Source organism: Salinicola halophyticus, assembly GCF_003206695.1.
Taxonomy (GTDB): Bacteria; Pseudomonadota; Gammaproteobacteria; order Pseudomonadales; family Halomonadaceae; genus Salinicola; species Salinicola halophyticus.
Genome location: NZ_PZJN01000001.1, coordinates 322,472 through 341,784, shown reverse-complemented (window position 1 = coordinate 341,784; position 19,313 = coordinate 322,472). Strand labels below are relative to the sequence as shown.

Here is a 19,313-nt window from a genome sequence, read left to right as displayed (position 1 = left end):
CCGCGGCAGATGGCATACTGGTCGGCCCTCTGCCAGCCATGGGCTGGCCAGGCGTCCCTGCGGTTGTCAGGCAATCGTCGGGACGATAACGACAATGCGCCATCGGGCCTGCACCAGCGACCGGTGAGCTCGCCCGGCCGACAGGCGCGTTTCATTCGTTGGTTACCGCGAGAGTCGATTCATGTCCGATCACGCCAAGCGCCCGCTTTATATTCCTTACGCTGGACCGTCGCTGCTGGAGACGCCGCTGCTCAACAAGGGCAGTGCCTTCACCAGCGAAGAACGGGTCGAGTTCAATCTGGTGGGCCTGCTGCCGCAGAACGTCGAGAGCATCGAAGAGCAGCTCGAACGCGCCTATCACCAGTACACGCTGTGTCAGAACAATCTCGACAAGCACATCTATCTGCGTGCGATTCAGGACGACAACGAGACGCTGTTCTTCCGTCTGCTGGAAGAGCATCTCGAAGAGATGCTGCCGATCATCTATACCCCCACGGTGGGTGAGGCGTGCGAAGAGTTCTCCAATATCTATCGCAATCACCGCGGGCTGTTCATTTCGTATCCCGATCGTCACCGCATGGACGACATCCTGCGTAGTGCCACCAAGGACAAGGTCCGGGTGATCGTGGTGACCGACGGTGAACGTATCCTCGGCCTGGGCGATCAGGGCATCGGTGGCATGGGGATTCCGATCGGCAAGCTTTCGCTCTACACCGCCTGCGGCGGTATCAGCCCGGCGTACACACTGCCGATCACGCTGGACGTGGGTACCAACAACCAGAAGCTGCTCGATGATCCGATGTACATGGGCTGGCGGCACAAGCGCGTCTCGCCGGACGAGTACGCCGAGTTCATCACCCTGTTCATGGAAGCGCTGAAGGCTCGCTGGCCGAATGTGCTGTTGCAGTTCGAGGACTTCGCGCTGACCAACGCTATGCCGCTGCTGGAGCGCTATCGCGATGAGCTGTGCTGCTTCAACGACGATATCCAGGGCACGGCCTCGGTGGTAGTCGCCACGCTGCTAGCCTCGTGCAAGGCCAAGAACGTCAAGCTCAGCGAGCAGACGATCACTTTCGCGGGGGCCGGTTCCGCCGGTTGCGGTATCGCCGAGCAGATCGTGATCGCGATGACCCGCGAGGGGCTGTCGGAAGACGAAGCGCGCCAGCGGGTCTTCATGGTCGACAAGGACGGCCTGCTAACCACCGACATGGAAGGGCTGCACAGTTTCCAGCAGCGCCTCGCCCATGATCCGGCGAAGCTGGGTTTCGACAGCGACGTCCGTCTGCTGATCGACGTGATTCGCAATGCCAAACCGACGATTCTGATCGGTGTTTCCGGTCAACGCGGCCTGTTCACCGAAGAGGTGATCAAGACGCTCAACGCCAACTGCGAGAACCCGCTGGTCATGCCGCTCTCCAACCCGACTTCCAAGGTCGAGGCGGTGCCGCAGGACGTGCTGGAATGGACCAACGGTCAGGCGATGGTCGCCACGGGGAGCCCGTTTCCGCCGGTGGAGATCAACGGTCGCGAGATTCCCATCGCGCAGTGCAACAACTCCTATATCTTCCCGGGCATCGGGCTGGGCGTGATCGCCGCCAACGCGACGCGTGTCACCGACAACATGCTGATGGCGGCGTCCAACGCGCTCGCCGACAGCGCCCCGATCGTCAAGACCGGTGAAGGCGCGCTGCTGCCTGCGCTGGGCGACATCCGCGAAATCAGTCAGTTGATCGCCTTCGCTGTCGGCAAGCAGGCCCAGACCGACGGTGTCGCGCTTTCGTCCAGCGACGAAGTGTTGTGGGATGCGATCCACGGTCACTTCTGGTATCCGCGCTATCGGCAGTATCGTCGGCGTTCGATCTGATGTCGTGAGCCACGAGCCACGAGCTATGAGCTATGAGCTACGAGCTACGAACAAGCCCCGCCCGAGAGCGGGGCTTGTTCGTTAATGGGTGTTTCTCTCCACGCTCGAAAATTGCCACCCTTCGACGCCTCCGCAATAGCGCTGAACGCAGGAACGACGAATCGGGTTTTGCGACATGGATGTCGCAAAAGGCGCGTTGGGCAGGATGCCCTTTTGCGCCGACCCGAATTCGGCGTGACAGCGTTCAGGGTTTCGCTATTGTGCGGCGTCAAAAAGGTGAGTGTGAGGGGCTTGCCCCTCACGACCATGAGCGGAAGGTAGGTTGATGCCGGATCAGTGATAACCACGAGGACATGAAATGAGTCTCCTCGTCCGGTTGGCGCAGGATCCACAAAAAAGCCCCACCAATCGGTGGGGCTTCGCTGACTGCCGTGCAACGCCATTCAAACGACGCGATATGCGTTTACAGCATGCTGCGCAGTACGTAGTGGAGAATACCGCCGTGACGGTAGTACTCCAGCTCGTTGGCGGTATCGATGCGGCACAGGGCGTCGATCTTCTTCTCGCCCTTGTCGGACGCAATGGTCACCTTGACCGTGCTGCCCGGCGCGAGATCCGTCAGGCCCTCGATGGAGACGGTTTCGTCGCCGGTCAGACCCAGCGTCTCGCGGCTCTCGCCTTCAGGGAACTGCAGCGGCAGCACGCCCATGCCTATCAGGTTGGAGCGGTGGATACGCTCGTAGGACTCGGTGATGACGGCGCGCACGCCAAGCAGACGCGTACCCTTGGCTGCCCAGTCACGCGAAGAGCCGGTGCCGTACTCCTTGCCGGCGATGACCACCAACGGCGTATCGTCTTCGGCGTACTTCATCGCCGCGTCGTAGATCGACATCTGCTCGCCGCTGGGCACGTGGCGCGTATAACCGCCTTCGACGTTTTCCAGCATCTCGTTGCGGATACGCACGTTGGCGAAGGTGCCGCGCATCATCACTTCGTGGTTGCCGCGACGCGAGCCGTAGGAGTTGAAATCCTTCACCGCCACGCCGTGCTCCTGCAGATATTTGCCTGCAGGGCTGTCCGGCTTGATCGATCCCGCCGGGGAGATGTGGTCAGTGGTGACGGAGTCGCCGAGCTTGGCCAGCACGCGGGCATTCTTGACGTCCTCGACCGGTTTCGGCTCTTTTTCCATGCCCTCAAAGAACGGCGGATGCTGGATATAGGTCGAATCCTTGGACCAGGCGTAGACCTCGCTTTCCGGAAACTCGATCGACTGCCAGATCTCGTCGCCGTCGAAGACTTCGGCGTACTCCTTGCGATACATCTCGGTCTTGACCTTCTCGACCGCCTCGGCGATCTCGGCCTGGGACGGCCAGATATCCTTCAGGTAAACGTCGTTACCCTGTTGATCCTTGCCCAGCGGCTCCTTGGTCAAATCCTTGCGCACGTTGCCGGCCAGGGCATAGGCGACGACCAGGGGCGGCGACGCCAGCCAGTTGGTCTTGACCAGCGGATGCACGCGGCCTTCGAAGTTGCGGTTACCGGAAAGCACCGAGGCAACGGTCAGATCGCCGTTGTTGACGGCTTTCTCGATCGGTTCGGGCAGCGGGCCGGAGTTGCCGATGCAGGTTGTGCAACCGTAACCGACCAGATTGAAACCCAGCGCGTTGAGATCGTCCTGCACACCGCCGGCGGCCAGATAGTCGGTGACGACCTTGGAACCAGGTGCCAGCGAGGTTTTGACCCAAGGCTTGGTGGTCAGCCCTTTCTCGTGCGCCTTCCGCGCCAGCAGGCCGGCAGCCATCATCACGCTGGGGTTGGACGTGTTGGTGCAGGAGGTGATGGCGGCGATCACCACGGCGCCGTGGTTGAGGGAGAACGATTCGCCCTCGTACTCGACTTGCTGACTGTCGCCGGTGCGGTAATCGCTGCCGGTCCGATAGCTTTCGCCGTCGGCAGGCGGGGCGCCGACCGCGGTATCGCCGCCTTCGGACATCCACTTGCCTTGCTCTTCCTTCGAGGCGTCCGGCTTATCGCCGTTCATCAGCCCTTCGAAAGTGGACTTCAGGTCGGTCAGGGCGACGCGGTCCTGCGGACGCTTGGGGCCGGCCAGAGACGCTTCCACCTTGCCCATATCGAGTTCGAGGGCATCGGTGAAGGTCGGCTCGGCTCCCGGCTGACGCCACAGGCCCTGGGCCTGGGTATAGGCCTTGACCAGTTCGATCTGCTCTTCTTCGCGACCGGTCAGGCGCAGATAGTTGAGCGTCTCCTCGTCGACCGGGAAGAAACCGCAGGTGGCGCCGTATTCCGGTGCCATGTTGGCGATGGTGGCACGGTCGGCCAGCGGCAGATCGTCGAGGCCGTCGCCATAGAATTCGACGAACTTGCCCACGACGCCTTTCTTGCGCAGCATCTGGGTGACGGTCAGCACCAGGTCGGTGGCGGTGATGCCCTCGTTGAGCTTGCCGGTCAGCTTGAAGCCGACCACTTCCGGAATCAGCATCGACACCGGCTGACCCAGCATCGCCGCTTCGGCTTCGATACCGCCCACGCCCCAGCCGAGAACGCCCAGGCCGTTGATCATGGTGGTGTGGGAATCGGTACCGACCAGAGTGTCCGGGAACGCGTAGGTCTTGCCGTCGACTTCCTTGGTCCACACCGTCTTGCCGAGATACTCGAGGTTGACCTGGTGGCAGATGCCGGTGCCCGGCGGAACGACGCGGAAGTTGTCGAAGGCGTCCTGGCCCCAGCGCAGAAATTCGTAGCGCTCGAGGTTACGTTCCATCTCCATCGCGACGTTGTCCTTGAACGCGGACGCGTCGCCGAAATGGTCGACCATCACCGAGTGGTCGATGACCAGATCCACCGGGGACAGAGGATTGATGCGCTCGGCCTTGGCGCCCAGCTTCTTGACCGCATCCCGCATGGCAGCCAGATCGACGACGCCGGGAACGCCGGTGAAGTCCTGCATCAATACGCGTGCCGGGCGATAGCCGATCTCGCGAGTCGACTTGCCTTCCTTGAGCCAGTCGGCCAGCGCCTGGATATCGTCTTCCGACACGGTAGGGTCGTCGGCGTAGCGCAGCTGGTTTTCCAGCAGCACCTTGAGCGTCATCGGCAACTTGTCGATGTTGCCGAGGGTCTCGGCCGCCTTGGGCAGGCTGTAAAAGTGAAAGGTCTTACCTTTGACGTCGAGCGTCGCTAGCGTATGACTTGGGGCTGTAGCCATCTCAGTGATCCTCCTCATGGCGGCGCCTGGCATCGAAATGCGGTGCCAACTCGCCTGTCCGGTTCCTGAACTACGATTCGCCAGTATTCAGCCACTGCCGATCGTCTGTCGAAGGGGTGTCTTTGCACCGCTCTTAATGTCTAGTTTCGGGTCTAGTTTCGGGTCTGGTTTCGGCTGATCCGCTTTGCCCTGTCGGATGAAATCGCTCGAGATTCTCCAGCGGTCCGGCAAATAACATCGAGCACGGCGGCCGGACGAAACAGGTTGTCGACAATAGTCATGGGTACAATAACATGGATTTTCAATCGGATGCTCCGCGACTATCGTCCGGTGCGGCCTTGAAAGCGTATCCCACCGCCACCAGTTTCAGCGTAGTTCGTGGTCATAGACTCTGCCGAAAGGACTTTGGCTCAGGGCGGGCGCTGGCTTAGGACTTTGGTTCAGTGCTCTGGCTGAGCGACTTTGATGAATAGCCTCGCCAGGAGCGCCATGACGTTGGCTCTGCAGCAGCCTGGCCACGTAAACGATCCGCATCGCGGGAGGTGACCCATGTCGCATGAATCGATCATCGAATGGCCGGTCAATTGTCCGTATTGCGACGCGCCGTTTTCACTGCTGCTGGACCTCAGCGCCGGCGGTTACGACACCTGGGAAGATTGCGTGGTCTGTTGTCAGCCGATTCACGTGGGCGTGAGAACGACGCTTTCCGGCGAGCTGGAGAGCGTCACGCTGGCGGATGACGACGACGTGGTATGAATAGGCATTGATAGGAACATCGCACTGTCTCAATAGTGAAGCGCTATACGATCTATTGCGGCAATTAAATTGGAGCATGAGAGGTTAGCCGTTAGTCTAACCGCTCAAGATTCTAACCCCTCGATAACCCACTATAGGAGATGCTCATGAGCGTACTCGTAGGTCGCCAGGCCCCGGATTTCGAAACGGCAGCCGTCATGCCTGATGGCTCCATCAAGGACGACTATCGTCTGTCCGACAGTAACGGCAAGATGCGCGTGCTGTTCTTCTGGCCGTTGGATTTCACCTTCGTCTGCCCGTCCGAGATCATCGCCCACGACAATCGTCTGGCGCAGTTCAAGGAACTTGGCGTCGAAGTGATCGGTGCCTCCATCGATTCCCAGTACACCCACCACGCCTGGCGCAAGACCTCGCCGGACGCCGGTGGCATCGGTGAAGTCGGTTTCCCGATCGTGGCCGACGTCAAGCACGATATCTGTCAGGCCTACGGGATCGAGCATCCGGAAGCCGGTGTCGCGCTGCGCGCCTCCTTCCTGATCGACGAAGACGGTGTCGTTCAGCACCAGACCGTCAACAACCTGCCGCTGGGTCGTAACGTCGACGAGATGCTGCGTATGGTCAAGGCGCTCAAGTACCACCAGACGCACGGCGAAGTCTGCCCGGCTGGCTGGGAAGAAGGCCAGGAAGGTATGAAGGACACCGCTGAAGGCGTGGCCAAGTACCTCGGCACTCATGCCGGCAATCTCTAAGCCGCGCTGAGTTCCTGGGGCGACCGATACGGTCGCCCCATTCATTTCTGGTATCATCCCGGGTCATTTTGACATCCTGGGCCATGTGATAAGTGCCTTGTGGCATGCTTCGTATCGCGACGCATCCCACAAGGCGTTTGGATCGACACGCCAATCGAATCGACATCTGAACCGAGGTAGCCATGAGCGACGCGCGCCACGAACGTTTGATCATTCTGGGCTCCGGGCCGGCCGGTTATACCGCTGCCGTGTATGCGGCGCGAGCGAATCTCAAGCCGTTGCTGATCACCGGGATGCAGGCGGGCGGCCAGCTGACGACGACGACCGACGTCGACAACTGGCCCGGCGACGATGAAGGCGTTCAGGGCCCCGAGTTGATGGAGCGGATGCGCAAGCATGCCGAGCGCTTCCAAACCGAAGTGCTGTTCGATCATATCAACGAAGTCGAACTGCGCGAGAAGCCGTTCACCCTCAAGGGAGACAACGGCACTTACACCTGCGATGCCTTGATCATCGCCACCGGTGCCAGCGCCCGTTATCTCGGACTGCCTTCCGAACAGCAGTTCATGGGGCAGGGCGTTTCCGCCTGCGCCACCTGTGACGGTTTCTTCTATCGCAATCAGCATGTGGTCGTGGTCGGCGGCGGCAATACGGCGATGGAAGAGGCGCTCTATCTTTCCAATATCGCTTCGAAGGTAACTCTGGTTCACCGCCGCGACGGGCTCCGGGGCGAGAAGATCCTGCAGGACCGCCTGCGGGAGAAGGTCGAGAACGGCAACATGGCGATCGAGTGGAACCATACCCTCGACGAAGTGCTGGGCGACGGCAGCGGCGTGACCGGCGCCCAGCTGCGCTCCACGCTGACCGGCGAGACCAAGCAGCTCGATGCCATGGGTGTCTTCATCGCGATCGGTCACACACCGAATACCGGCATCTTCGAGGGCCAACTCGACATGGCCAACGGCTATATCCGCGTCCAGTCCGGCCTGGAAGGTAATGCCACGGCGACCAGCGTTCCCGGTGTTTTCGCCGCCGGCGACGTCATGGATCACATCTATCGGCAGGCGATCACTTCCGCCGGCAGCGGCTGCATGGCGGCGCTGGATGCCGAGCGTTTTCTGGATGGTATCGACTGAGCCGGACGGGATGTCGCCGCACTAATGAAGCCCGGCTCCGGCCGGGCTTCATCGTGTCCGGGGTGGTTCTGGATTCTTAACAGCGGTGGCTCTCAATAGTGAGGCGGGAGTTCGTCCTCGGGCTGCGGTGTCTCTCCGCCCAGCTCGTCGATGGCCTGGCGTTGTTCGCTGAGTCTCGTGCGCAGCAAGGTATTGGCCCGGGTCAATCGCTCGAGTTCGGTTGCCTGCTCTCTGACCAGCCGATCCAGCGTTTCCAGCCAATCGTCCTGGAATGCCAGACGGCTCTCGAGAGCCTCGAAACGGGCGTCCGTGGTCATGCGCGAGGGTGAGTCTACCGTGCTAGACTTCCCTGGTTGCGTGTCATCTTTCATTCACGGCACCTTCAGTAAAAGTAGATTATTGACAGTCAGTTAGTGATAGTAGATGAGTGATGATGAGTATGAAAACCGTTCCTGCCCGCCATGAAAACGGGCTTTTTCCGTGTCCCGACGTCCAGAGATATGAGAATCCATGAATAGCAAGGTAATTCTGCGTTGTACGCTGATCAGTCTCCTCCTTTCGATACCTTCGCCATTGCTGATTGGTCTCCTGATCACGCTGATCAGCAGCATGCTGGCGACCGACCTGACCTGGTTTCTGAATGTGGAAGGGGTCTCCGCCATGTACGGTGCGACGGTGATCGCCGTGTTCATCGTGTTGTGGCTTGGCACCCTGGCCATGGCGTTGCTGTCGCCGGCCACGCCCAGGGCGGTCACCGCTGCCATGCTCGCCGATGTCGAAAACGACGATCGCGAGCTGGGCGAGGTCAAGTGGTTCAACGTCAACAAGGGCTACGGGTTCATCACCCGCGCCGATGGTGAAGACGTGTTCGTGCATTTCCGCGCGATTCGCGGCAAGGGGCATCGTACCCTCGCCGAGGGGCAGAAAGTGCGTTATCACGTGATCGAGAATGATCGAGGTCTGCAGGCGGATGACGTTACCGTCATCACCTGATCTCGACTCGGGAAGCCTTTCTCGAAAAGCGCTTCTCTAAAAACGCTTCGATGCCTCTGAAAGCTTGCGCTTTCGGGGGCATTTTTCGTTGGTTGCCCGTCCGCCAGGCTAGGCATTGCCGAGGGAGTCGAACGCTATTGAACCCGCTGGAATCTGCCAGAGAAGATTGTTCCGACAGAATAAAGATTCAGACCAAAAAAAACCGGCGCCTGGGGAAGGCACCGGTTAAATAATTTGGTAGCGGGGACCGGATTTGAACCGATGACCTTCGGGTTATGAGCCCGACGAGCTACCAGACTGCTCCACCCCGCATCAACTTGTGGCGTATTATACGTATGGATTAGACGATGTCAACAGCATCATCGCCATGATGATGTCCCGCGCGCCCTAGATGGCGCATGACGTTGTCGAACGCCGGTTCATAGCGTTCCCAGATCTCCAGCGAGAGAGGGGCGATCGACAGCAGGCGCAGCAGCGTCTGCTCCAGTTCTTCGGGCGGCGTGGGCGGACGACCCAGCCCATCGTTGAGCCTCGCAACCTGCACTTCGAGACGCAGCGGCTCCAGCTCGGCGGGAATCGCATCGCCTGCCAGCAGCGCCAGCTGAACCAGACATCGCTGCAGGCTCTCTTCGGCGTGCTCCATGGACTGCGCCTGTTGCTGGGTGCGACGAATCTCGAAGGCGCGGCGTACGTCGCCGTCGAGCTGTCCGGTATCGAGCTCGCCTGCGATCGCCTGGCGCAGATAGCGCCGGTAATCGGGCCACTGTCTCGCCTCTTCGACCAGCGCGAGGCGGTCCAGCGTCACTTCCCGGGCATGAACGATGCCTTGCCAGCGCTTTTCCATGCCGTCGCTGCGTCGGCTACGTGGTAGTGGAATCAGGCGCTGAGCCTCTGCCAGCGCCGCGTCGAGCACGTGGCGCTCACCACCGGACTCCGGCTGCCAGGCATCCAGGCGGTCGATCAACGCCTGCATGTCGTCGAACCGTTGCTGCTGGCGCGTCTGTTGCTCGTCACGAACGGTGTCGCGAGCGGCAAAAATGGTATCGCAATGGGTACGGAACTGTTGCCACAGCGTCTGCTCGATCCCTTTGGGGGCGCGCCCCATCTCGCGCCAGCGCTGTTGCAGCGTCTTGGCCTGCTCGGCCCGCTGCGTGGCGGGTGCGCTGTCGTCGGCCAGTTGTCGGGCCTGTTCGACCAGTGCCCGCTTGCGATTGGCGACGTCGCCGGCGCGCTCGTCGATCAATGCCTGTAGCTGGCGGCGAAGGCGGGCGTAATGCCGCCCGGTGGAAGCCGCCTGGCGTTTCGGGATCGGCCAGTGATGGTCCCACTGTTCCTGTGCGGCATCGCGCACTCGGCGCAGGCCATCGGGGTCGGCCGCCGCGGAAGGATTGGCGAGTAGCGCCTCCAGTTGATCGCAGAGAGCTCGGCGGGAGGCCAGATTGTCCTGCTCACGCGAATTCAGCTCGGCTTCCCAGTCTGCCAGCTGCGCATGCAGCGCATCGGAGGCGGCGCGGAAACGCTGGGCCAGGTCGCGGGTCGCCGCGGCATCACCGAGTAGACGCCAGTCGCGGATCAACTGCTGGTGGCGACGATGACGCTCGGCATCCGGTTGATCGCGGGCTTCGACCAGCGCTTCGATATTTGCCAGCAAGGCCTCGCGCTTGGGCGCCGCCGCAAAGCCGCGCCAATCCCGCAGCTCGGCAAGGCGAGCGGTCTGCTGCTTGTAAATCTGCTCATGCATCGAAGACAACGTCTGCTCGCTGGACTCCAGATGCTGACGTAGACGACGATGTAGCTGGGAGGCGGGGCGATAGCGCCCCTGGTCGAGCTCCTGGATCAGCGCTTCGAGATGGCGGCCGAGCTCCTCATCCGACCAGTGCTCTTCGACCTTGGCGGCGTTCTGCGCGCTGGCGTAGCGCTCGCTGGCTGCGGCCTGACGCTGCGCATCGAGGACCAGCTCGGTCGGTGGCAGCGCGGCCGGCCAGGCCAGACGATCGAGCGCGGGCTGCAACGGCTGGTCCTTTTCGAGGCCCTCGCGCAGGGCCGGCGCTTCCGCCTGCAGCCGCTCCCAGGCCTGCCAGATGGATTGCGCCTGCTGGTCGAGTGCCAGATAGCGTTGCTGGAAAGACTCGCTGACGCCGTAGCGATCCGAGACGTCCTGCCAGCGCTCCTCCTGCAGCCGCCATTTGCCTTGCAGCGCCTGCATGACCTCCGGGGTCAGGCGGTCGGCTTCAGCCACGATCCTCAGGGCCTGGTTCAGCGCTTCGAAAATACCTTCGCGAGTCGCCTGCGCCTCGTTTTTCTCGCGCTGGACGCGCTCGATCTCTCGAGACTGGTGTTCGTGCTCGGCCACTCGCTGGCGGCAGCGCGCCACTGCAGCGTCGAACCGAGCTCGCTGTTCCTCGTCGGCACTGCTGGTCAGCGCGTCCCAGTTCTTGATCCAGTGCTTCAGGCGCGCCTCGAAGGTAGGTTCCCAGGACCGATTGGCCTGGGCCTCCAGCGTAACCAGAAGCTGTTCGCGCTCGCTCTCTTCCCGGGCCTGCTGTTCGGCGTCGGCGCGCAGGCGTGCCAGACGCTCACGGGCGAGTCGGGCGACCTGCTTGTCGCGGCGCGCCTGCTTGACCAGAAGCGTCAACCCTTCGGCGGTGGTGACTCGATCGGCGGCGGCGTGACGCACGGCTGTGATGCCGTTGTCACTGGCGTGGTGGATCAGGCGGGCTTCATCGTCGATACGCGCCAGCGCCGCCAGGCGTAACGCCTGATTGTCGCTGTGAACGATCAGGGCATCGACCAGGGCAAAGTCCTCGAGCTGCTCGACCTTGGCCAGACGCGTATCGAGATCGGGGCTGGGCGATACGCGACCGCCGAGCAGGTCGACGAGACGCTGGAACGATTCCTCGCTCGGCGACTGGCGGTGCCATTTAAAGAGCGGATCGAGTTCCTGCACTCGCGCCAAGGCTGCCCTGCGAACCTCGGGCGATTCGTCCTGGGCGAGCTGTCGCAGCGTATCGAGATCGTCCGGGCTCAGCTGAGAGGCGGCTTGGGCGCGGACAGCGGGATCCTTGTGCCGCCAGCGGGGAGAGAAAAAACGTTGAAAGAGTCCTGGCATGGCCGGTGTGGCATCCTGAAAACGACGAGGCTGGCAAAGGTCGGCCTCGCAACTGGGCGGCGCCGACGGCAACTGTCTATCTAACCATCTGGCGGCCGGCGGTAAAAGCCCGATTGATGGACGTCGGTCTGCGATGAAGTCTGGTATTGATGGATGCGGCGGTCTGCGACCAATCAATGCATCGGTCCGGGATCGTCAGGTGCGTCGGTCTGCGGAGACACCTGACAAAAGGTCTGAGGAGCCTTATGATCGGTTGCAGCGACGTCCGCCCTCGCTTAGCGTAACCCCATTCCCCCGCCGCGGAGTTCGGTCATGAGTCTCAACAGGGATCGGGCAGATACTGCCTTTACCTTCAAAGGTGGCATGTTGCCGATGACAGTCATGGAATTGGCCAGTGGCGACCCGGAGCGCATTCGTGCGCAACTGGCCGGCAAGGTCAGCCAGGCTCCTGCCTTCTTCCAGCACACGCCGGTGGTGTTGAGCGTCGAGCAGATCGATGAGCCTCATCTCGCGCTCGAGCGCATCTGCGCGGTGTGTCGCGCGCACAAACTGCTGCCGGTGGCCGTGCGCGGCGGGTCGGATCCGGTCAAACAGTCGGCATGGGCATTGGGGTTGGGATGGTTTCCGCCTCAGGAAATCCGCCCGCGGGCGGTCGAAATGCGACCCGCCGAATCCCGGCTCGTCGAAGCATCGGTGGAAGCCGAAGCCGAGCTGCCGGTGCCAGAAGCGGCGGCACACGCCGGCGGACGTATTCATCGCGGCACGGTGCGCTCCGGCCAGCAGATTTCCGCCTCGGAAGGCGATCTGGTCGTGATCGGCGCGGTCAATCCCGGTGCCGAAGTGCTGGCTGCCGGCAGCGTCCACGTCTACGGACCGTTACGTGGGCGGGCGCTGGCCGGTATTCATGGCGATCGTGAGGCCGGTATCTTCTGCCACGATTTGAATGCCGAGTTGCTTTCCGTGGCAGGGACTTACAAGCGTCTCGAGGATATCGATCCCAAGATGCTGGGATGTTCTGTCCAGGTGCGGCTCAAGGAAGACCAGTTAAGGATCTCGGCGCTGACCTGAATGGCGCGAGAGTGATCAACATTTATCGGGCAACAGGAAGTTCATCTTGGCCAAGATCATCGTTGTAACATCCGGTAAAGGTGGCGTCGGTAAAACGACCAGTGCGGCGGCCATTGCCACGGGGCTGGCTCTGCGCGGCAACAAGACCGTGGTCATCGACTTCGACGTGGGTCTGCGTAACCTCGACCTGATCATGGGTTGCGAGCGCCGAGTCGTCTACGACCTGGTCAATGTCATCCAGGGCGAGGCTGGCCTCAAGCAGGCCATGATTCGCGACAAGCGCTCCGAGAACCTGCATATCCTTCCCGCCTCCCAGACGCGCGATAAGGATGCGCTGACACTGGAAGGCGTGGAGAAGGTGCTGATGGATCTCTCCGAAGAGTTCGATTACATCATCTGCGATTCCCCCGCCGGTATCGAACGCGGTGCTCAGTTGGCGCTCTACTTCGCCGACGAGGCCGTCGTCGTCACCAACCCGGAAGTCTCGTCGGTTCGAGATTCCGATCGCATTCTCGGGCTGCTGTCGTCCAAATCGCGCCGGGCCGAGCAGGGTCGTGAACCGATCAAGGAGCATCTGCTGGTCACCCGCTACAATCCGAACCGGGTCGATGACGGTGACATGCTCAACCTGGATGACATTCGCGAGATTCTGGCCATCGATCTGGTCGGTCTGATACCCGAATCGGAAGCCGTACTGCGTGCCTCCAACCAGGGGGTGCCAGTCATCCATGACGACAAGAGCGACGCCGGCCAGGCGTACGCGGATACCGTGTCGCGTCTGATGGGTGAAGACGTGCCGCTACGTTTTCAGTCGGTGCAGAAACGTGGACTGATCGCACGCATGTTCGGAGGAGGAGGCCGCCGGTGAGGCTACTCGATTTTCTCAAGGGCGAACGCAAGAAATCGGCATCCGTTGCCAAGGAACGGCTGCAGATCATCGTCGCCCATCAGCGCGGGCATCGCGGGCAGCCCGACTACATGCCGATGCTGGAGCAGGAGCTGCTCGCGGTCATTCGGCGGTACGTCAAGGTCGACCAGGATGCCATCAATATCAGCCTCGACAGCGACAACGACTGCTCGGTGCTCGAACTCAACGTGACGCTGCCCAACGAAGGCGAGGCGGCCAAGAGCTGACCGCCAGCGTCGACCATGATCGTGTCAGTGACTCATGGCCGACGGCTTCCGGCAATGGCTCTCGACCCAGGCTCGCCAACAGACGGGCGCTCGAGGAATGGGTCTGGCATGGCAGCCGCACATGAGTCGTGTGGCCGGCTATGCTAGGCTTGGGCTTTTGCGCAGGCGGAGAGCGGTATGGCCGAGAGCGGAAGGGTCCAGAGCAACAAATTCCAGAGCCAAAAAGTCCAGCCTCAGGCAGAGCCTACCTTTCTCTGGCACGACTATGAAACCTTCGGCGCCGATCCGCGCCGGCATCGGGCGTCGCAGTTCGCGGCGATCCGTACCGATGCCGACTTCAACGAGATCGGCGAGCCGCTGACGCTCTACGCTCGGCCGGCCGATGATGACCTGCCCAGCCCTCAAGCCTGTCTGATTACCGGTATCACTCCCCAGGCGGCGTTACGGCGTGGCGTCCCCGAAGTCGAGTTCGCCGCGCGCATCCAGGCGGAAATGAGCGTTCCCGGTACCTGCTCGCTGGGCTACAACAGCCTGCGCTTCGATGATGAAGTCAGCCGCCATCTGTTCTATCGCAACCTGTTCGACCCCTATGCGCGTGAATGGCAGAACGGCAATTCCCGTTGGGATCTGATCGATGCCGTGCGCGCTTTCCACGCCGTGCGCCCCGACGGTATTGAATGGCCAAAGCGTGAAGACGGTGCACCGAGTTTCAAGCTCGAGCATCTGACCGCGGCCAACGGCATCGAGCACGAAGGCGCTCACGATGCGCTTGCCGACGTGCGTGCCACCATCGGCCTGGCGCGACTGCTACGGGCGCGGAATGCCAAATTCTTCGATTACCTGCTGTCGCTGCGCAGCAAACGACGCGTGGCCGGGCTGCTCGATGTCGATGCGCGCAAGCCGATGCTGCACATTTCCCGGCGATATCCCGCCAGTCGCGGCTGCAGTGCGCTGGTCGTACCGCTGGCCATGCACCCCTCCAACCCCAACGGCGTCATCGTCTACGATCTTGCCGTCGACCCGGCGCCGCTGTTCTCGCTGACGCCAGAGGAGATTCGCGCGCGTATTTTCGTCAGCGACAACGAGCTGGCCGAGGGCGAGACGCGCATCCCGCTGAAAGTGGTCCACCTCAACCGCAGCCCGGTGCTGTTGCCGATCGCCACGGCCGACGATGCCGTTGCCAAGCGTGTGGGGCTCGACCGGGCGCTCTGCGAACAGCACTGGCAGGCGCTGGTGCAGAATCCCGAGTCGTCCAGCAAGGCCGCGCTGGCATTTGCCGAATCGCCACCGGATCCGCCGTCGGATCCCGATCTGATGCTCTACTCCGGTGGCTTTTTCTCGCCGCACGATAGACAGGTCATGGAGCGCGTGCACGCCACGTCCCCCGATGACCTGGGGACCACCGCTTTCGCCTTTCAGGATCCGCGTCTCGAGGAGATGCTGTTCCGGCTGCGGGCGCGAAGCTATCCGGACACGCTAGACAGTGAAGAGAAGTCCCAGTGGGACGCTTTCCGCTGGGCGCGGATGAACGATGCCAAGAGCGGCGGGGTGACGCTCAAGGATTTCGCCCGCGAGATCGAACGCCTCAATCAGACTTCGCTCGAGGATCGCGAACGCCAGGTCCTCGAGGAACTGGTGATGTACGTCGAATCGATCATGCCGGAACAGGCCTTCGACGCCTACTGAGACGTTCCGGGCCCGATCCTCGAAGTCATAACTCCCGGGCGATGTCCAAGGTGATGACCCGAAGCGCGATCGTCGGTCATCGCGTTGTCACACTCTCTGCCTAGCCTGCATCCCCTTGATGACAACCAACAAGCAGGGATCAGGGGAGCTTCATGGGGATCGAGATCAGACGGCGTCGCGGCGTGACGCTGATGGCAGCGTCATTTTCGGCCGCGGCGCTATCGGCACTGATGCCGGCGCTGAGCCTTGCCGACGTCTACACCCTCGCTAGTGGCAACACCGAAGCGACACCTCGCAGCGTGACCGGTACGGATGCGTTGAGCATCGAGGCCGGAGCCGTGCTCGATACCGAGGAGACGGCGATCGCGTGGACCGGGGCGTCTCCCGATGCCGGCGTATCCATCACCAACGCCGGCGCGATTCTCAGTCGGGACCGTGGCATCGATACCGATGGCGACGAGAGCGAGCGCTCGCTGACGCTGTACAACGCCGCCGGCGCCGTCATTGAAACGGGTGACGACGGCTTTCGGGTCGACACCGACGTCACCGATGGCAAGATCACCGTCGATAACGCAGGCGCCCTGCACTCGGCCGGCGGTCAGGTTCTGGATTTCGACTCGATCGAATCGCCGACGGCCGTCGTCACGATCAGCAATGCCGAAAGTGGCCTGATCGAGGCCGACGACAACGATGCGATTCGCCCGGGTGCCGGCACGATCACCATCGATAACGCGGGCCGGATTCTGTCGACGGCCTCCGCCAATCGGGCGATCAATGTCGCCGATGTCGCCAACCTCTCCGAATTTCATCTGACCAACGACAGTACCGGGATCATCGAGTCCATCGACGACGCCGTGCGAATCGATGGCGATGACGACCAGCAGGGCGCCAACGGCGTCGTCACGGTCGACAACGACGGCCTGATTCTCTCCTCCGGCACCGGCGACGATGCCGGTCAGGCGATCGATTTCGATCACATCGAGTCCGGCCAGGTCGACGTCACGATCAACAACTACGCCGGCGGCGAAATCCGGGCCGAAGATGCCGATGGCGTGCGTCCCGGCGAGGGCGCCACGGTTAACAATGCCGGCACCATCGTTTCCAACAGCGCCGAGCCTGACGCCTCCAACGACGGCGTCGATCTTCAAGGCCATGCCGCGACGATCAACAACCTGGCCGGCGGCACGATCTCCGGCGCGCGCCACGGCATCACCACCGACGTCGACGTGACCGTCTACAACGCGGCCGGGGCGACGATCCGGGGTCGCAATGGTTCGGGTGTCGGCTCCGATGGCAATGGAACGGTCGTCAACGAGGGCCTGATCAGCGGTGATATCGATAGCGACTCCGAACTGGGCGACGGCGACGGCGTGGATGTCGACTACATCGGCGAGATCACCAACGGCGGCACGATTCGGGGAACCGGCGCCAAGGGCCAGAAGCCGGGCGATACGCCCAATCAGAGCGAAGGGATCGCCATGGGTGGCGGCGCCATCGTCAATGCCAGCGAGAGTGCGCTGATCAGCGGCGCCGACAACGGCATTCTGATCGACGATGGCAGCAGCGGCGGCGCTTATGGCGAGACCACGATCGTCAACCGCGGCACCATCGAAGGCGTCGACGGCTACGGCATTTCGCTGGAGGGCGACTTCGACGACACCGTCGTCAATTCGGGGCTGATCGCCGGCGGTAACGGCTTGGCGTTGGCGCTCGGCGATGGCGACGACACGCTGGTCGTCGGGACTGGCGGGAGTTTCGATGGTCGCATCGACGGCGGGGACGGCGTCGATAGCATCGTTCTCGACGGTGGCGGTGAGTTCGCCGGCGGCGACAGTTTCGAGTCGCTCTCGGTCAATGGTGACTGGCGGCTCACCGGCACTCAGCGATATGCGGACGGGATCGACCTCGCCAGTGGCAGCCGGCTCGATCTCGACGGCACGCTGGATGGCGCGCTGACGGTCGCGGCCGATGGGCTGCTCGAGGGCAACGGCACGCTGGGTGACGTGACCATGAATGGCACGATTTCGCCCGGTCACTCCGTCGGCCAGCTGAACGTGGCCGGCAATTATCAGCAGACCGCTGGTTCCACCTATCTGGCAGAAATCGATGGCGGCGCGACTATCGATCCAGCCAGCGCCGATTCAACCAGCGCCGATCCAGCCAGTGCCAATCCAACCAGCGCTGATCGGATCCGCGTCGATGGCACGGCGACAATGGCGGGTGATCTCGTGGTGACGCCACTGTCGGATGCCGCTTATGCGGCCTCGAGCTACACCCTGCTTACCGCGACCGAGGGCGTCAGCGGGCGCTACACCGATCCCGAGGCGTATTCGCCGTTTTTCGATCTCGATCTGGATTATCAGGCGAACGCCGTGGTGCTCGACGTCACGCGCAACGACACCCGCTTCGCCGATCTCGCCGCGAGCGATAATCAGCGGGCGGCAGCGGCCGGGCTCGAGAGTCTGGGCGCGGGCAACGGTCTCTATGACACGATCATCAGCACGACCGATACCGCCAAGCTTCGCCACGATTACGACGCGCTTTCCGGCGAGATACATGCCAGCGCGCGCACCGGGCTGATCGAGGAGAGCCGATTCGTGCGCGAGGCCGTGTTCGACCGGATGCGTGGTGCCGACGCGGGTTACTCCCACGTCGCCATCGCCTCGGGCGCCTCACCGGCGACGAAAGCGCTATCCAAAGACCGGTCGGGGGCCTGGCTGCAAGGTTTCGGCGGCTGGGGCGAGAGTGACGGCGACGATAACGCGGCTAGGCTGGAGCGCTCGACACACGGGCTCTTCGTGGGCGTCGATACGCTGGTGGGTACCGCTGGCGATAGCGCATGGCGACTCGGCTTGGCGGGTGGCTATAGCCGCTCGGACTACGATGTCGACCGTCGCGACTCGTCCGCCGATATCGACAGCTACACCCTGGCCGCCTACGCCGGCCGATCCTTCGGGCCGTTGGGACTGCGTCTGGGCGCGGCGCAATCCTGGCACGACCTCGACACGCGCCGCTCGATCGACGTCGCGGACGTCGAGACGGCCAAGGCTTCCTATGATGCTCGCACCGCCCAGGTCTTCGGCGAGATCGGTATCTCTCTGACGGCGGGCCGGACTCGGCTGGAGCCTTACGCCGGGCTTGCCTATGTCGATCTGCATAGCGACGGCTATCAGGAGGGCGGGGAGGCGGGCCTGCAGGGCCAGGACGGGGACGCGGATGTCACCTTTTCGACGCTGGGACTGCGGTCGACAACGCCATTCGAGATCGGCAGTGTAAACGCCGGTTGGCAGGCGGCGGTCGGTTGGCAGCACGCTTTTGGCGAGCGGACGCCGACGGCAGACCAGGCATTCCGGGGCGGAGACGCCTTTTCGGTCGACGCCGTGCCGGTGGGCGAGGACGCGATCACGCTCGAAACCGGGATCGATATGGCGCTTTCGTCGGCAACCTCGGTGGGGGTAGGCTACACGGGCAGACTGGCCAGCGATGCACGGGACCAGAGTGTCGGCGCCAATCTGAAGATACGTTTCTAGGCACCATCCAATAATCGACCGCGCCGAGCCTGCGCCAACGACGAAACCCCAGCCAGACGGCT

General features: G+C 62.4%; 13 protein-coding genes and 1 tRNA gene. 10 read left to right on the top strand and 4 right to left on the bottom strand.

From position 1 onward, the window contains the following. Positions 1-181 precede the first annotated feature (181 nt). Positions 182-1,864, top strand: a complete 1,683-nt coding sequence (locus DOM58_RS01445; RefSeq protein ID WP_110691477.1) for an NAD-dependent malic enzyme — start codon at positions 182-184, stop codon at positions 1,862-1,864. 463 nt (positions 1,865-2,327) lie between these two features. Here DOM58_RS01445 and acnA read toward each other — a convergent pair whose 3' ends face one another. Then, entirely contained in the window at positions 2,328-5,090 is a 2,763-nt protein-coding gene (gene acnA / locus DOM58_RS01440) for an aconitate hydratase AcnA (RefSeq protein WP_110691476.1), read from the bottom strand. A gap of 549 nt (positions 5,091-5,639) precedes the next feature. Between acnA and DOM58_RS01435 the strand changes: the two genes are divergently transcribed. The 3 genes from DOM58_RS01435 to trxB all read left to right on the top strand — a co-directional run bounded on the left by DOM58_RS01435 (position 5,640) and on the right by trxB (position 7,731). Further along, positions 5,640-5,846 carry a zinc ribbon domain-containing protein gene (locus DOM58_RS01435; protein ID WP_075560762.1) on the top strand — a complete coding sequence of 69 codons (207 nt, stop codon included), beginning with the start codon at positions 5,640-5,642 and terminating at the stop codon, positions 5,844-5,846. A gap of 146 nt (positions 5,847-5,992) precedes the next feature. Beyond that, positions 5,993-6,595, top strand: coding sequence for a peroxiredoxin (locus DOM58_RS01430; RefSeq protein WP_110691475.1), 603 nt, complete (start codon positions 5,993-5,995; stop codon positions 6,593-6,595). 182 nt (positions 6,596-6,777) lie between these two features. After that, entirely contained in the window at positions 6,778-7,731 is a 954-nt protein-coding gene (trxB, locus tag DOM58_RS01425; RefSeq protein WP_110691474.1) for a thioredoxin-disulfide reductase, read from the top strand. 92 nt (positions 7,732-7,823) lie between these two features. Here the strand turns inward: trxB and DOM58_RS01420 are convergent, their stop codons facing one another. After that, positions 7,824-8,048 (bottom strand): SlyX family protein, encoded by a 225-nt coding sequence (locus tag DOM58_RS01420; RefSeq protein ID WP_083627622.1) that lies wholly within the window; start codon positions 8,046-8,048, stop codon positions 7,824-7,826. Positions 8,049-8,241: 193 nt separating this feature from the next. Between DOM58_RS01420 and DOM58_RS17795 the strand changes: the two genes are divergently transcribed. Continuing rightward, entirely contained in the window at positions 8,242-8,724 is a 483-nt protein-coding gene (locus DOM58_RS17795) for a cold-shock protein (RefSeq protein ID WP_075560766.1), read from the top strand. A 235-nt stretch (positions 8,725-8,959) separates the two neighbouring features. Here DOM58_RS17795 and DOM58_RS01410 read toward each other — a convergent pair. Together DOM58_RS01410 and DOM58_RS01405 are read right to left on the bottom strand one after the other, a co-directional pair. Beyond that, positions 8,960-9,036: transfer RNA gene (locus DOM58_RS01410), tRNA-Met, on the bottom strand. A 28-nt stretch (positions 9,037-9,064) separates the two neighbouring features. Next, positions 9,065-11,833, bottom strand: coding sequence for a DUF349 domain-containing protein (locus DOM58_RS01405; RefSeq protein WP_110691473.1), 2,769 nt, complete (start codon positions 11,831-11,833; stop codon positions 9,065-9,067). Between the two features lie 312 nt (positions 11,834-12,145). Between DOM58_RS01405 and minC the strand changes: the two genes are divergently transcribed. The 5 genes from minC (at position 12,146) to DOM58_RS01380 (ending at position 19,251) form a co-directional block, all read left to right on the top strand. After that, on the top strand, positions 12,146-12,901 hold the full coding sequence (gene minC / locus DOM58_RS01400) for a septum site-determining protein MinC (RefSeq protein ID WP_110691472.1): 756 nt from the start codon (positions 12,146-12,148) through the stop codon (positions 12,899-12,901). A gap of 46 nt (positions 12,902-12,947) precedes the next feature. Then, positions 12,948-13,769: a septum site-determining protein MinD gene (minD, locus tag DOM58_RS01395; RefSeq protein WP_075560769.1), complete on the top strand. Its 822-nt coding sequence runs from the start codon at positions 12,948-12,950 to the stop codon at positions 13,767-13,769. After that, a complete protein-coding gene (minE, locus tag DOM58_RS01390) occupies positions 13,766-14,035 on the top strand; it encodes a cell division topological specificity factor MinE (protein WP_075560770.1) in 270 nt (89 codons plus the stop codon). The genes minD and minE overlap by 4 nt, the downstream gene beginning before the upstream one ends. Positions 14,036-14,212: 177 nt before the next feature. Continuing rightward, positions 14,213-15,721, top strand: a complete 1,509-nt coding sequence (gene sbcB, locus DOM58_RS01385; protein ID WP_110691471.1) for an exodeoxyribonuclease I — start codon at positions 14,213-14,215, stop codon at positions 15,719-15,721. A gap of 152 nt (positions 15,722-15,873) precedes the next feature. After that, on the top strand, positions 15,874-19,251 hold the full coding sequence (locus DOM58_RS01380; RefSeq protein WP_110691470.1) for an autotransporter domain-containing protein: 3,378 nt from the start codon (positions 15,874-15,876) through the stop codon (positions 19,249-19,251). The last annotated feature ends 62 nt before the right edge of the window (positions 19,252-19,313 follow it).

What these genes read in the sequence shown, in the direction of transcription:
- DOM58_RS01445 (WP_110691477.1), top strand. Translation starts at nt 182, where the DNA reads ATGTCCGATCACGCCAAGCGCCCGCTTTATATTCCTTACGCTGGACCG.
- acnA (WP_110691476.1), bottom strand. Translation starts at nt 5,090, where the DNA reads ATGGCTACAGCCCCAAGTCATACGCTAGCGACGCTCGACGTCAAAGGT.
- DOM58_RS01435 (WP_075560762.1), top strand. Translation starts at nt 5,640, where the DNA reads ATGTCGCATGAATCGATCATCGAATGGCCGGTCAATTGTCCGTATTGC.
- DOM58_RS01430 (WP_110691475.1), top strand. Translation starts at nt 5,993, where the DNA reads ATGAGCGTACTCGTAGGTCGCCAGGCCCCGGATTTCGAAACGGCAGCC.
- trxB (WP_110691474.1), top strand. Translation starts at nt 6,778, where the DNA reads ATGAGCGACGCGCGCCACGAACGTTTGATCATTCTGGGCTCCGGGCCG.
- DOM58_RS01420 (WP_083627622.1), bottom strand. Translation starts at nt 8,048, where the DNA reads ATGACCACGGACGCCCGTTTCGAGGCTCTCGAGAGCCGTCTGGCATTC.
- DOM58_RS17795 (WP_075560766.1), top strand. Translation starts at nt 8,242, where the DNA reads ATGAATAGCAAGGTAATTCTGCGTTGTACGCTGATCAGTCTCCTCCTT.
- DOM58_RS01405 (WP_110691473.1), bottom strand. Translation starts at nt 11,833, where the DNA reads ATGCCAGGACTCTTTCAACGTTTTTTCTCTCCCCGCTGGCGGCACAAG.
- minC (WP_110691472.1), top strand. Translation starts at nt 12,146, where the DNA reads ATGAGTCTCAACAGGGATCGGGCAGATACTGCCTTTACCTTCAAAGGT.
- sbcB (WP_110691471.1), top strand. Translation starts at nt 14,213, where the DNA reads ATGGCCGAGAGCGGAAGGGTCCAGAGCAACAAATTCCAGAGCCAAAAA.
- DOM58_RS01380 (WP_110691470.1), top strand. Translation starts at nt 15,874, where the DNA reads ATGGGGATCGAGATCAGACGGCGTCGCGGCGTGACGCTGATGGCAGCG.